Source organism: Staphylococcus sp. GW821-FHT11H10, from assembly GCF_058807855.1.
This window is the reverse complement of sequence record NZ_JBXARC010000007.1, coordinates 52,291-66,580: the sequence shown is the minus strand read 5'-3', so window position 1 is coordinate 66,580 and position 14,290 is coordinate 52,291. Positions and strand designations below refer to the sequence as shown.

Below are 14,290 nucleotides of genomic sequence, written 5' to 3'. Positions count from 1 at the left end.
CCTCTATTCACTTTTTAAAGTCATTTTTTAATCATTCGTTTTAAATTAATTCCTAAATCAAGTACGCCAAGTAATGCAATGATATGTGTTGCTGGTGTAATAATTGTCCCCACAACCATCAGCAATATCGTTACAGCGTTTGGTATACGTTTTGCTTTACCAAAGAAATGAATTACACTTAATCCTTGGATATACATCAGTAATGATAACACAACTTCGAAATTTAACACGATACTTTGGAAAGTACTTGGTTCAGTAGCGAACATTACACAAAGTAAAACAACCATATATACCCACAGTAATGAACGGTTAAGCTGCCAAGCAAATAAAGGTTTAAAAATTGGTGTAGCTACTTTAAATTTACGAAGAATTGGAAATGTAATAATTAAGTTAATTAAGACTAAAATAAAGACCGTAATGATAATAAAACTTGGAAGTTGAACTGCCATTTGACGAAAGCCTTCTTCTAAGATTGTTTTATAATCTGCTTCAACACCTGATGTTACAACAGCATTATGCATTGTATCTTTAAAAGGCTTAATTAATGTCGTAGCGCTAGGTATCTTTTTAAACGTTTGTAATAACATAAATGCGACTAAAGTAAATATACTTAAATATGTTGTAGCTATAAATAAGATGCGTTCTTTAGAGGCACGTTCTTTCAATAATTGGCCAATAATAAAGCTAAGTATTAAAACTAAAATCATGGCACTTAATACAAATGTATTACCCAACAATGTGGTAAGAATTACTGTGATCAAAGCTCCAATTCCAAATGATGGAATAGACTTATTCCATAAAATAATACCTGGAATTGTAGCGAATAAACATAGAATTAATCCAAGTACTGGTAATACATACGTAACTAAAGCAACCATAACAAGTGCAATTGTTCCTATAATTGTTGCTTTAGGATGTACTTTTGAAAACAAATTCGCCACTCCTATACTATTTTGACTATAACTTCTATTTTAACCTCTAAGCAAAATTAAAACAAATTGTGAAGATTGAGGTATAGCATAAGACTATAACAATGTGTTTTTACTTCCATAGCGACCTACCCGTTTCGTCTATTTCCGCTTAAATTTCGTTACTTTAAGAAAATGATACAAGTTAGGTGCCCAATCATTAAAATTTAATAAAAAGCCATCATGACCTACATTATCTGGAACAAAGAAATGACGATGATATTTAAATCGCTCCCCTACTGCCCTCACTTGATCATCTGGATATAATAAATCATCTGTAAAGCCCATTGTTAAGACCTTAGTATCCAGAGATTGATAAACATCATCTACATTAGTACGTCCGCGATCAACATTATGGCTATCTAATACATTTAGCATTGTTAAATAACATGACAAATCATACGTTTCTTTAAATTTATTACCTTGATGTCGTTGATAACTCACCACTTCATCTGGTGAAAAGCGTTGGTCATAACTTTTAGATGAACGATACGTTAGAAAGCCTAATTGTCGCGCAATACTAAGACCTTCTTTGCCACCAATATGAATCGCTTCTCGTGCAATTTCATTGAAAGCACGACTATATGATGACGTCTTATCAGTTGCTGCTAGAATAACCGCCTTATCCACTTCGAATTGGTGATTATATAGAAGCTCCATGACTTGCATGCCACCTAGGCTACCACCAATTAAAATATTAATCTTGTTGAAACCAAGTGCGTGTATGCCCAGTTCAATAGCTTTTACAATATCTCTCAAAGTTAAATGCTTTGGAAAATTTGGATTAGTTAAAGGAGAACTTGAACCAAAGGGACTACCAATAACATTAAACGTTAGAAATTGATAATCATAAATCGGCATATAACCACCGTCTATAATTTCACGCCACCAACCAGGCTCGTCATCTGTGCCATATGTTAGATGATTACCAGTAAGTGCGTGACACACTACAACAAGCGGTTGACCAGCATAGCCTACATGTTCATAACGCAATTGTAAATTATCAATCATTTCACCTGATTCAGTTGTAAAGGGTCCTAGATTTAATGTTTCTACTGTGTAATTGGTCATGCGATTACCTCCTTTTAAATAAAAAAATCGCCTATACTCTATTCTTAAAGTATGAGGCGATTTGTCTCCATTACTTATCATTCGAGTATCTCGTTGGTAGTAGCACCGTGCGTATGCATCGCCGGTTGCTGAAGTTTCTCAGGGCCGTGTCCCTCCACTTCTCTTAATAAGTTTTTTATCTCTATTCATTTACTGCGTATTTATAAAATAGTATCAATGTACCATTTATGTTCTAGACTTTTATTGTATCTAATTGTATAACCAACTTCAATTGTTAGTTGTTAGGTCCTACCTTTTCTAAAAGAAGAAACGTAAACCTGCTATAAGAACAATACCCACTAATATTGTTGTCGTAAGACTTCGTGTAAAAAGTGCAACAAAAACAGTCGGAATTGTTACTAAAACAAATGGGATATTGAGTGTATATCCTGCTACGCCCTCTTGTTGCTCGATAATGCCATCTAAGATAAGTGCTGTAAATAATGTAATTGGTATAAACGATAACCATTTAATTACCGTTTCTGAAAGTTGAATACGTGAAATCATTAAGAATGGGACTACTCGAATAATTAAAGTTACAAGTCCACACAACACGATTAATATAAACATGTGCCAAGATGTTGTCATTTATCCATCACCACCCCTAATGTTGCTGCTAACATAGATGCAATTAAAATTGCGACGTATGACGGCATGAACCAGCTTAAACTGAGCATCATCACGATGACAAATACGATAAGTACTATGTAAATTTTAAGTTTAGATGAAGTGATTGATTCAAATTGTGCCATTGTTAAAAAGATAAACATCGCGGTAATCGCAAAATCGAGACCTAACATATCTGGATTAGATATGTATTTACCGAGTAACGCACCAACAATACTTGCTAGTGCCCAAAATGAATATGCAGTTAGATTCAATCCATGTAACCAACGATCGTTTATCTTCTCCCCTTTTAAATGAGGCGTGATTGCAACGCCAAAGGTTTCATCTGTCAAAATTGAAGATAAGCCTAGTCGATTCCAAATACCATAATCTTTATAATTAGGTGCCAACGTCATTGAAAGTAGGAAGAAACGTGAATTGACAATCAATGTTGTAAGGACAATGGCAGAAATCGGTGTTCCAGTAGCCACAAGCGCACATATAATAAATTGTGCTGCACCAGCATACACAAGCAAACATAATAATAGTATTTCGATAATACTAAAGTGTTGTGAAGCCGCCACTATTCCAAATGATAGTCCAATTCCAACGTAGCCTAATAAAGTAGGTATACATTCTTTAACGCCCTGTTTAAATGTCACATGTGATGTCATCTTTGTAACCTCCTTTATTCTGTTTAATTTTATAAAGTAATATACTAATAATTTTAGTCTAATATACGGATGCTAGAGTGGCAACAACATTAGACGCAGGGTTGTGTGATGTTAGACTGAAAGACTACTTAGAAGTATTGATTTGAAAGGATTTTAAATGTGTCTATTTTTTGACTATAACGGTTGATTTACCTCTTGGAAAGCAGTCTAAAATACCCCTTTTAACTTCATCCCTTTATTAAGAAAAAGTGGAATTTTATGCAATTAATTATTAGAAATATACTAAGAGGATATGGACTAAATTTAATATATTAGAATTTCATATGTAAGGATAAAAAAAAACTGAGAAAAGCTCGGTAAGAGCATTTTCTCAGTTTAGTCGGCTACTGCGAATTTCGATGTAGCCCTAACATATTCATTTTGTCCTAGATTTATGACTTATTCATGAATTAGCCATTAACAGGACGGATTTCAGTTTTACCACCCATAAATGGTACTAATGCTTCTGGAATTGTGATTGAACCATCTGCATTTTGATAGTTTTCAACGATAGCTGCAAATGTACGACCTACAGCAAGTCCACTACCATTTAAAGTATGTGCTAATTCTGGTTTAGAAGCGGCATCACGTTTGAAGCGGATGTTAGCACGACGCGCTTGGAAATCAGTACAGTTTGAGCAAGAACTAATTTCTTTATAGTTGTCATAACTTGGTAACCATACCTCTAAGTCGTATGTTTTACTAGCACTGAAACCGATGTCGCCAGTACATAAGATAACACGACGATATGGTAAACCTAATTCTTCAAGAATTGCTTCAGCATTTTGTGTCATATCTTCTAAAGCGTCCCAAGAATCTTCAGGTTTTTCGATACGAACCATTTCAACTTTGTCGAATTGGTGTAAACGGATTAAACCTCTTGTATCTCTACCAGCTGATCCTGCTTCACTACGGAAACAAGCTGTTTGTGCAGTGAATTTTTCTGGTAATACGCCTGGTTGGATGATTTCATCTCTGTAGAAGTTAGTTAATGGAACTTCTGCAGTTGGAATTGTGTATAAACCTTCTTTTTCAACTTTGAATAAATCTTCTTCAAATTTAGGTAATTGACCAGTACCAAACATTGTATCTGCGTTAACTAATTGAGGTGTCATCATTTCAGTATAACCGTGTTGCGTTGTATGTTTAGTAAGCATGTAGTTCATTAATGCACGTTCTAATAATGCACCATCTTTAGTTAAGTATACGAAACGCGCACCTGAAATTTTTGCAGCACGTTCAAAGTCTGCCATTTTTAATTCTTCTACTAAGTCCCAGTGTGCTTTAGGTTCAAAGTCAAATTCACGAGGTGTACCCCATTTTTTAACTTCAACGTTTTCTTCATCAGAATCCCCTTGTGGTACATCTTCAGCAATTAGGTTAGGGATACGAATTAAGATATCTCTAACTTTATTATCCACTTCGTTAAGTTTAGCGTCGTTTTCTTTGATTTCGTCACCAAGTTCACGCATTTCTTTGATGACGTCGTCTGCATTTTCTTTGTTACGTTTCTTTTCAGCGATTTCTTCACTTACTTTGTTACGACGTGCTTTCATTTCTTCAGTTTTACCGATTAATTGACGACGTTCGTTATCTAATTCTAATACTTCGTCAACTACTTTAGGATCATCTCCACGTAGTTCAATTTTGCTCTTAACTGTGTCTGCTTGCTCTCTAAATAGTCTAATGTCTAACATGTAATATTCATCCTTCCCAATTTTTGAAAAATTTAATTTCGGATAACATGCGTATTTTCAATAAAAAAAGACCACATCCCCTTCACAAGGGACGTGGTCTACGCGTTGCCACCCTATTTAACAATTTAACACTACATATGTATCAAATTGCACTTTCCTTAAAATAACGGTTATTACCGGTTGTTCACAATTGTAGGTAGATTCGCATAACAATCAATTACTTGTTCACACTCAACACAAGCTCTCTGAAATTAATTGACTATGTTACTTGTCCCACGAACAATAACTTATTAAGTTATTTTTAATATAGCAAACTCCTTTATAATTAGCAAGTAAATGGTAAATAATATTAATTCATGCTAGTTGTAAACACCCTCTATTAGCCAACATAATCACTTCCCATCATTCATTACAAAATAATCTTCATAATAGTGTTGACGAAAGTCATCCACAGGTATAATATTTTCTATTGTATTTAAAAAGGTCATAAACAAACATTCAAATTTAAAACTTAACAGGCGAGTTAGTTGTTGATGCTTTCGCTACGCATCTCATCGTCACTTGAAATTTGAGTTATATATAGAATTGACAGTAATCACATTTTTACAATTTAGTATTATACGTTCGAAACGTCTTCAAGGGAGGGTTTAATTCATGGAAACATTAACAACAGTTAATATTCCGAAAAGAAAAGAAGAGACACATAAAGGTGACTATGGAAAGATTTTACTTATAGGTGGGAGTGCCAATTTAGGGGGCGCAATCATGTTGGCTGCGCGTGCGTGTGTTTATAGTGGAAGTGGATTAATTACAGTAGCTACACATCCTACAAATCATGCTGCACTTCATTCTCGTTGCCCAGAAGCAATGGTTATCGATATTAACGACACTAAAATGTTAACTAAAATGATTGAGAACACAGATAGTATTTTGATTGGACCAGGCTTAGGTATCGATTTTAAAGGTAATAACGCAATTACATTTTTACTACAAAATATTCAGCCACATCAAAACTTAATTGTTGATGGTGATGCTATAACGATATTTAGTAAATTAAAACCTGATATCCCAACTTGCCGTGTTATCTTCACGCCACATCAAAAGGAATGGGAACGTTTGAGTGGTATCCCTATTGAAGAACAAACTTATGAACGTAATAGAGAAGCTGTAGATAAGTTAGGTGCTGCAGTTGTATTGAAAAAACACGGTACTGAAATATTCTTCAAAGACAAAGAATATAGACTTGCCATTGGTACACCGGCAATGGCGACTGGTGGCATGGGAGATACATTAGCTGGTATGATTACAAGCTTTGTTGGACAATTTGATGATTTTAGAGATGCGATAACAAGCGCAACTTATACGCATAGTTTTATTGGAGAAAAGTTATCTGAATCTATGTATGTCGTACCACCTTCACGTTTAATTAGTGAAATTCCATACGCTATGAAAGAATTAGAAAACTAAATAAGCTATAAAAACAAGACTTCCCTGGTATCAGGGAAGTCTTGTTTGTTGAAGGAATCAATATTGTTGTAACTTTCTATTATAGATTAACCTTCTATTATTTAGTTTTCGTCATCTTCATCATTGTTAGATGCATTTTCAATGTCTTCATTTACACGATCCATGAAGTCTTGTCTAACTTCAATACGTTCATCTGTTGAGTCATCCTCAGATGAAACTGTAGTTTCTTCGTCCGCTTCAGTATGAAGTGCGTTACCTGGTGTATCATCGTCAATTACTTCTTCACTAGGACTTTCAGTACTCTCTGCATTTGATTCACCATTTTCAGTTTGAGCAGCCTCAGTCGCATCTTCATCTTCTGTTTTATCAATAACTTTAGCAACTGTTGATACAAATTGATCATCGCCTAGTTTCATTAAGCGAACACCTTGAGTTGCACGACCATTTTGAGAAATATCTTCTACTTCTAAACGAATGATAACACCACTATTTGTAACAATCATTAAGTCTTCTTCGCCATTAACAGTTGTGATACAAACGATATTACCATTACGTTCAGTAATCTTGGCAGTCTTGATACCTTTACCACCACGATTTGATAAGCGATATTCACTCACTGGCGTACGTTTACCATATCCATTTTCAGTGACGACTAGCACTTCATCTTCGCTATCGGCATGTGCAACATCTAGACCTACAACGACATCATCTTCACGTAATGAGATACCTCTTACACCTGCAGCAGTACGACCTAATGGACGTAAACTTGTTTCTGCAAATCTAATTAATGAAGCATGGGATGTTCCAATTAAGATATCTTGGTTACCATCTGTAAGACGTACTGCAATTAATTCATCGTCTTCTTTGAACCCAATCGCAATCTTACCGTTCTTATTGATATGTGAGAAATTGCTTAAAGCAGAACGTTTCACAATACCATTTTTAGTTGCAAATACTAAGTAACTATCTTCATCTTCAAGGTTTCTAACAGCAATCATCGTACTGATTGTTTCATCATTATCTAATTCAATGGCATTGATGACTGGAATACCTTTAGATTGGCGAGATAATTCTGGAACTTCGTAGCCTTTAAGTTTATAAACACGACCTTTATTCGTGAAGAATAGAACGTGGTCATGTGTACTTAACGTTACAAGTTGACTTACGAAATCTTCTTCCAATGTATTCATACCTTGAACGCCGCGTCCGCCACGGTGTTGTGAACGATACGTTGAAACTGGTAAACGTTTAATATAGTTATTATGGCTCAATGTGATGACGATTTGTTCTTCAGGAATTAAATCTTCATCTTCTAAATCATCTAAGCCACCTAATTGAATTTCTGTACGACGTTCGTCACCAAAACGTTCTTTAATATCGGTTAACTCATCACGAACTAATTGAAGTAAAACTTCGTCATCGGCTAAGATTTCTTCAAGTTCAGAAATATAACCGAGTAATTCGTTGTATTCATTTTCAATTTTATCTCGTTCTAAACCAGTTAAACGTCTCAAACGCATATCTAAAATAGCTTGCGCTTGACGTTCAGACAATTTAAAACGCTCTTGCAATGTTTCCATAGCGACTTTATCTGTTTCTGATTCACGAATTGTCGTAATAATCTCATCGATATGATCTAACGCTATACGCAAACCTTCTAAGATATGTGCTCGGTCTTTCGCTTTTTTCAAGTTGTATTCAGTACGACGACGTACAACTGTCTTTTGATGTTCTAAATATTCAACTAAAGCTTGTTTTAAATTGATTAATTTTGGACGTCCATTAACAAGTGCAATCATATTAACACCAAATGAAGTTTGTAATGGTGTCTGTTTATATAAATTGTTTAAAATAACATTGGCATTTGCATCTTTACGAACATCGATTACTACTCTAACGCCAGTACGTAAACTTGTTTCATCACGTAAATCAGTAATACCTTCAATTTTCTTTTCACGAACAAGTTCTGCAATCTTCTCAATCATACGCGCTTTATTAACTTGATACGGAATTTGAGTCACTACGATACGTTGGCGACCGCCACCTCGCTCTTCAATTTCCACACGTGCACGCATTTGAATTGATCCTCGACCTGTTTCATAAGCACGTCGGATGCCACTTTTCCCTAGAATTAAACCAGCTGTTGGAAAATCAGGACCTTGAATATCTTCCATAAGTTCTGCAATCGTTACATCTGGATTCTTACTTAAATGTAAAACACCGTTGATGACTTCAGTTAAATTGTGAGGAGGAATATTTGTTGCCATACCTACAGCGATACCTGATGCACCATTAACTAATAAGTTAGGGAAACGAGAAGGTAAGACTTCCGGCTCTCTTTCAGTACCATCATAGTTATCTAGAAAATCAATTGTATCTTTGTTAATATCACGCAGTAATTCTAACGTAATCTTAGTCATCTTCGCTTCAGTATAACGCATGGCAGCGGCACCATCGCCGTCCATTGAACCAAAGTTACCTTGACCATCGACAAGTGGATAACGATAACTGAATGTTTGTGCCATTCTGACCATGGCATCATAGATTGATGAGTCTCCGTGAGGGTGATATTTACCCATTACATCCCCAACGATACGTGCTGATTTTTTATATGGTTTATCAGGGGTCATACCTTGTTCATTTAAGCCATATAAGATACGACGGTGTACAGGTTTTAAACCATCACGTACATCAGGTAACGCACGTGAAACGATAACGCTCATTGCATAGTCTAAGAATGATTCGCGCATCTCGCTGGTTATATTTCGTTCATTTATTCTTGATTGAGGTAAGTCAGCCATCAAGATATCCTCCTTCTATAATCAATTCACTTAAAATAGCAAGACTGCAAGCCATTATGCTGTACAGTCTTCAAGATTTTCAATACTAGACGTTAACTTAGAAATCCAAGTTCGCATATACTGCATTGTCTTCGATAAATTGTCTACGATTTTCAACTACATCACCCATTAACATTTCAAATGTTTGGTCCGCTTCAATCGCATCTTCTAATTTAACTTGTAACATCATACGGTTTTCAGGATTCATAGTCGTTTCCCATAATTGATCCGCATTCATTTCTCCTAAACCTTTATAACGTGATATTTGCCATTTAGGTGTAGGACTTAATTCTGATTTCAATTTATCAAGTTCACGATCATTAAATACATAATATTTTTGTTTGCCTTGTGCCAATTTATACAATGGCGGTTGTGCAATATACACATATCCCGCTTCGATTAGTGGTCTCATGAAACGATAGAAGAACGTTAGTAATAAAGTTCTAATATGCGCGCCATCCACATCAGCATCTGTCATGATTACAATTTTATGATAACGTGCTTTAGAGATATCGAACTCGCCACCAATACCAGTACCAAAGGCTGTAATCATTTGACGTATTTCATTATTATTAAGAATACGATCTAAACGTGCTTTTTCAACGTTTAAGATTTTACCTCTTAATGGCAAAATGGCTTGTGTTTTAGAGTCACGACCTTCTTTTGTAGACCCCCCGGCAGAGTCACCCTCTACTAGGAAGATTTCACTTTCTTCAGGTTTCTTACTTGAACAGTCTGCAAGTTTACCTGGTAAGCTTGAAATTTCTAAAGCTGATTTACGACGTGTCACTTCACGTGCTTTCTTAGCTGCGACACGTGCACGTGATGCCATAATTCCTTTTTCAACAACGATGCGTGCAACATTTGGATGTTCATATAAGAAACGTTCAAAATGCTCAGCAAACAATCGATCAACAATTTGACGTACTTCAGAGTTACCTAATTTCGTTTTAGTTTGTCCTTCGAATTGAGGATCACCATGTTTAATTGATACGACGGCTGTTAAACCTTCACGTGTATCTTCACCAGACAATCTTTCTTTATCGTCTTTGATAATCTTACTTTGTGTTCCATAGCTATTTAATATACGCGTTAAGGCACGTTTGAAACCATCTTCATGCGTACCACCTTCATAAGTATGAATATTATTCGCATAAGATAATAAGTTCGTTGCATAACCGCTGTTATATTGCATAGCGATTTCTATTTCTACATCATCTTTAGTTTGATGAATATAAATAGGTTCTTCATGAATAGGCTCTTTATTTTCGTTTAATAGTTCAACGTAAGATTTAATACCGCCTTCATAGTGATATGTATCTTCGCGTTGCTCTACATCTTCACGCTCATCTCTTAAAGTGATTGAAATACCTTTGTTCAAGAATGCAAGCTCTCTAATACGCTTTTGTAGCGTTTCATAGTTATAAACAGTTGTTTCAGTGAATATTTCACCATCTGCTTTAAAGCGAATGACTGTACCTGTTTTATCAGTGCTACCTACTTCTTTAAGATCAAATTGAGGTACACCTTTTTTATATGCTTGATGATAGATTGTATCGTTACGATGAACGTATACCTCTAAGTCTTCAGACAAAGCGTTAACAACTGAAGAACCTACACCATGTAGACCACCAGATACTTTATAACCGCCACCGCCGAATTTACCACCAGCATGCAGTACAGTTAAGATAACTTCAACTGCTGGACGACCCATTTTTTCTTGAATATCAACAGGAATGCCTCGACCATTGTCAGTTACTTTAATCCAATTGTCTTTTTCAATAATAACTTCGATTTGATTTGCATAACCAGCAAGTGCCTCGTCGATACTGTTATCCACGATTTCCCATACTAAGTGGTGCAAACCTCTTTCTGAAGTTGACCCTATATACATACCAGGTCTTTTACGAACGGCTTCTAACCCTTCTAATACCTGTATCTGTCCAGCACCATAGTTATCTGTGTTGTTTACATCTGACAATGTATTCACCATCACTTTCTATTACTTTATAATTTCACCTTGATTGATTCGATAAAGCTTAGCATTATTCATAATTTCATGATCTATGCCGTCAACAGATGTTGTTGTTACAAAGGTTTGTACTTTATGTTGAATCGTGCTTAATAGATGTGTTTGTCGAGAATCATCTAATTCGCTTAACACATCATCCAATAATAAGATTGGATATTCTCCAACTTCAATATTCATTAACTCTATTTCTGCTAATTTAATGGATAATGCAGTCGTACGTTGTTGCCCTTGGGATCCATATGTTTGTGCATCCATATCATTTACATTAAAGCCCAAATCATCTCTATGTGGTCCAAATAAACAGACGCCTCTATCCATTTCTCGCTTAATATTGTCATTCAATAGCGTAATCACTTCGTCCAATAACGTCTGTTCATCTTTGCTCATATCACTGAGTTTAATACTTGGTAAATAAGTTAATGACAACGTTTCTCTCTCATTCGTGATACCTGCATGAATCGGTTTAGCCAATGATTCTAATTCTTTGATGAAATGCTCTCGTCTCAACATTACATTTAAAGCATATTGTGCAAATTGTTGGTTTAAGACTTCTAACATTGTAGTGTCTTGCTTCTGGCCCAATTGCAGTTGCTTTAAGTAATTATTCTTCTGTTTGAGAATACGCTGGTATTGAGCCAAATCATTTAAATATACTGCAGATATCTGACCTAATTCCATATCAATAAAGCGTCTTCGTATCTGAGGGGAGCCTTTGACAATATTTAAATCTTCTGGCGCAAAAAGAACCACGTTAAGATGTCCAACATACTGAGTTAGTCGACTTTGTTCTAAGTGGTTCACTTTTACTTGTTTACCTTTTTTAGTTATAAACATCGTTAGTGGCATCGTTCCATGTCTATAATTTAGTACACCCTCTATTTTAGCATACTCTGAGTTAAACCGTATAAGCTCCTTATCATTCGATGTACGATGACTTTTGGCTAAAGCTAATGTGTAAATTGATTCAAGCAAATTCGTCTTCCCTTGTGCATTTTCTCCGATCAGAATATTCACATCAGGATGACATTCGAGCGTAACTTCTTCATAGTTACGATAATTTTCTAATTGGAGTGTTTTAAGTTTCATTGTTCACCTTGATGAATAATGATTACAGAATCAATTTCAGGGATATCTGGGAAATCAATTCGATCTTGGTTAGCTAGTTTTTTACCGCGACGTGTTTCGCGCTCGCCATTAATTAGAACTTCAACATCTTGTAAGAACCATTTAGCTTGTCCACCTGATTCAATAATGCCTTCCGTTTTAAGAAATTGGCCTAACGTAATATCGCCTTCAACTACTACTTCTTGAACCAAAATAATCACTCCGTTTCTTTATGTGTCATTAATATATTATACCTTTTTTAGGTTTAAATTTCATTTAAAATGGAATGTGAAACCGTTTACTTCACAATATCTTTTTACATATTTAATTTTAGTAGGAAAATTAGCTATATTTTTCAATTTGAAGCGGCCTTTTTAAAGAAAATTGAAGATTACAAATGAGGTTGTATAGAGAATAGCCTGATTTTTAATTTTAAGGGCCATTTTAGCTTGATGATATATTATTTAGAGTTATCCACTAGTGATTAACTTTTGTGTCTATATTGAAGGCTGAATGAGTTTAAATTTAAAAGGAGTTACGACAGAATTTCTTTTGAATTCGTCGTAACTCCAAATTAATACCTTTTAAAACTAATACGTTCTAATTGGTAAAATTAATTGAGTGACAGAATCATCTTCTTTTGGTTTAAGGATGAACGGTTTCATCGTACCAAAGAATTCAACTTCAACTTCATCATTATCAATCGCTTTTAACGCATCCATCATATAACGAGAGTTGAAAGAAATCTTCAAGTTGCCACCCTCTACATCCGTTGCTGTAACTTCTTCTTTTACAGTACCAATCTCAGGTGACGTAGATGATAATTCTACAACATCATTACCCGTACTTAACTTAATAACATTGTTGCCACCTTCTCGTGCCAATAAAGAAGCACGATCGATTGCGTGATAGAATTCACCGTTGTCTAAGCCTAATTTAATTTCGTAATTCTCAGGGAATAAACGTGTTGTATCAGGATAATGTCCTTCTAATAAGCGAGAAATAAAGTTTACATTTCCAACTTTAAATAAAACTTGATTTGAAGCAAAGAAAATATCAATCTCTTCATCGCTATCACTCATAATTTTATTTAATTCTGATAAAGCTTTACCTGGAATGATGACATTTTTGTTTTCAGAGTCATCTTCTAATTTCAATTTTCTTACAGCCAAACGATGTGAATCGGTCGCAGTGCATATTAATTCATTATCTTGTATAAGCCAGTTAACACCAGTAAGTACTGGGCGTGTTTCTGAGGTGGACACTGCGAAATTTGTTTGTGCTATGATATTTTTTAATACTTTTACTGATAATTGGATTGCATCATCACGTGATACTTGAGGTAGTAATGGATATTGATCAGGATCTAAACCACTTAAGTTAAATTCAGAATGTCCTGAAGTAATCAGTGTTTGAAATTGTTCATTTGTTGATAATTTAACATCTTTACCTGGTAGTTTTTTAATAATATCTACGAAGAAACGACCAGGAAGTACAACTGAACCTGTTTCAGAAATAGTGACAATATCCTCACCATCTACTTGTTTAGGGATTGTAATTTCAATAGATATCTCAGAATCTGAACCAGTAAGAATGACTTCGTTATCTTTAGCATCGATTTTGATACCCGTTAAAATTGGTAATGTTGTTCTTGGTGAGATGGCTTTTAATGTGTCGTTTAATTGATTAATAAAATAATCTCTTCTAATTGTGAATTCCATCATTAATTTAAACTCCTTCCAGTCGTTTATAT

The 14,290-nt window shown here is 35.0% G+C and carries 11 protein-coding genes, 1 riboswitch and 1 other annotated feature; of the genes, 1 reads left to right on the top strand and 10 read right to left on the bottom strand.

Annotated elements, in window-relative coordinates:
• Positions 1-20: 20 nt before the first annotated feature.
• From AC1RRU_RS05660 to serS, 5 genes are all read right to left on the bottom strand, one after another.
• The gene (locus tag AC1RRU_RS05660; RefSeq protein ID WP_029376641.1) at positions 21-947 is read right to left on the bottom strand and encodes a YybS family protein; all 927 of its coding nucleotides are present in this window, start codon (positions 945-947) and stop codon (positions 21-23) included.
• 123 nt (positions 948-1,070) lie between these two features.
• Positions 1,071-2,039: a homoserine O-acetyltransferase MetX gene (gene metX, locus AC1RRU_RS05655; RefSeq protein ID WP_016930924.1), complete on the bottom strand. Its 969-nt coding sequence runs from the start codon at positions 2,037-2,039 to the stop codon at positions 1,071-1,073.
• Between the two features lie 71 nt (positions 2,040-2,110).
• Positions 2,111-2,212: riboswitch (SAM riboswitch) on the bottom strand.
• Between the two features lie 124 nt (positions 2,213-2,336).
• Positions 2,337-2,666 (bottom strand): AzlD domain-containing protein, encoded by a 330-nt coding sequence (locus tag AC1RRU_RS05650; RefSeq protein ID WP_011274368.1) that lies wholly within the window; start codon positions 2,664-2,666, stop codon positions 2,337-2,339.
• Positions 2,663-3,358: an AzlC family ABC transporter permease gene (locus AC1RRU_RS05645; protein ID WP_033079926.1), complete on the bottom strand. Its 696-nt coding sequence runs from the start codon at positions 3,356-3,358 to the stop codon at positions 2,663-2,665. Before AC1RRU_RS05645 ends, AC1RRU_RS05650 begins: the two co-directional genes overlap by 4 nt.
• Before the next feature lie 449 nt (positions 3,359-3,807).
• Positions 3,808-5,094: a serine--tRNA ligase gene (serS, locus tag AC1RRU_RS05640; RefSeq protein WP_016930927.1), complete on the bottom strand. Its 1,287-nt coding sequence runs from the start codon at positions 5,092-5,094 to the stop codon at positions 3,808-3,810.
• An 84-nt stretch (positions 5,095-5,178) separates the two neighbouring features.
• Positions 5,179-5,377, bottom strand: a binding site (T-box leader).
• Between the two features lie 371 nt (positions 5,378-5,748).
• Between serS and AC1RRU_RS05635 the strand changes: the two genes are divergently transcribed.
• On the top strand, positions 5,749-6,561 hold the full coding sequence (locus tag AC1RRU_RS05635; RefSeq protein ID WP_016930928.1) for an NAD(P)H-hydrate dehydratase: 813 nt from the start codon (positions 5,749-5,751) through the stop codon (positions 6,559-6,561).
• Between the two features lie 101 nt (positions 6,562-6,662).
• On the opposite strand, the gene gyrA is transcribed toward AC1RRU_RS05635, so the two are convergent.
• The 5 genes from gyrA to dnaN form a co-directional block, all read right to left on the bottom strand.
• Positions 6,663-9,362: a DNA gyrase subunit A gene (gyrA, locus tag AC1RRU_RS05630; RefSeq protein WP_493196465.1), complete on the bottom strand. Its 2,700-nt coding sequence runs from the start codon at positions 9,360-9,362 to the stop codon at positions 6,663-6,665.
• A gap of 97 nt (positions 9,363-9,459) precedes the next feature.
• The gene (gene gyrB / locus AC1RRU_RS05625) at positions 9,460-11,394 is read right to left on the bottom strand and encodes a DNA topoisomerase (ATP-hydrolyzing) subunit B (RefSeq protein WP_033079924.1); all 1,935 of its coding nucleotides are present in this window, start codon (positions 11,392-11,394) and stop codon (positions 9,460-9,462) included.
• Positions 11,395-11,403: 9 nt separating this feature from the next.
• Positions 11,404-12,519, bottom strand: coding sequence for a DNA replication/repair protein RecF (gene recF / locus AC1RRU_RS05620; protein ID WP_053023214.1), 1,116 nt, complete (start codon positions 12,517-12,519; stop codon positions 11,404-11,406).
• Positions 12,516-12,758 (bottom strand): S4 domain-containing protein YaaA, encoded by a 243-nt coding sequence (gene yaaA, locus AC1RRU_RS05615; RefSeq protein ID WP_172458781.1) that lies wholly within the window; start codon positions 12,756-12,758, stop codon positions 12,516-12,518. The genes recF and yaaA overlap by 4 nt, the downstream gene beginning before the upstream one ends.
• 369 nt (positions 12,759-13,127) lie before the next feature.
• Complete coding sequence (gene dnaN / locus AC1RRU_RS05610; RefSeq protein WP_011274360.1) at positions 13,128-14,261, bottom strand: DNA polymerase III subunit beta; 1,134 nt, start codon at positions 14,259-14,261, stop codon at positions 13,128-13,130.
• Between the last annotated feature and the right edge of the window lie 29 nt (positions 14,262-14,290).

Excerpts from the sequence above, each read along its gene's own strand:
- AC1RRU_RS05635 (WP_016930928.1), top strand. The coding sequence starts at position 5,749 with ATGGAAACATTAACAACAGTTAATATTCCGAAAAGAAAAGAAGAGACA.
- gyrB (WP_033079924.1), bottom strand. The coding sequence starts at position 11,394 with ATGGTGAATACATTGTCAGATGTAAACAACACAGATAACTATGGTGCT.
- dnaN (WP_011274360.1), bottom strand. The coding sequence starts at position 14,261 with ATGATGGAATTCACAATTAGAAGAGATTATTTTATTAATCAATTAAAC.
- AC1RRU_RS05645 (WP_033079926.1), bottom strand. The coding sequence starts at position 3,358 with ATGACATCACATGTGACATTTAAACAGGGCGTTAAAGAATGTATACCT.
- metX (WP_016930924.1), bottom strand. The coding sequence starts at position 2,039 with ATGACCAATTACACAGTAGAAACATTAAATCTAGGACCCTTTACAACT.
- recF (WP_053023214.1), bottom strand. The coding sequence starts at position 12,519 with ATGAAACTTAAAACACTCCAATTAGAAAATTATCGTAACTATGAAGAA.
- AC1RRU_RS05650 (WP_011274368.1), bottom strand. The coding sequence starts at position 2,666 with ATGACAACATCTTGGCACATGTTTATATTAATCGTGTTGTGTGGACTT.
- gyrA (WP_493196465.1), bottom strand. The coding sequence starts at position 9,362 with ATGGCTGACTTACCTCAATCAAGAATAAATGAACGAAATATAACCAGC.
- serS (WP_016930927.1), bottom strand. The coding sequence starts at position 5,094 with ATGTTAGACATTAGACTATTTAGAGAGCAAGCAGACACAGTTAAGAGC.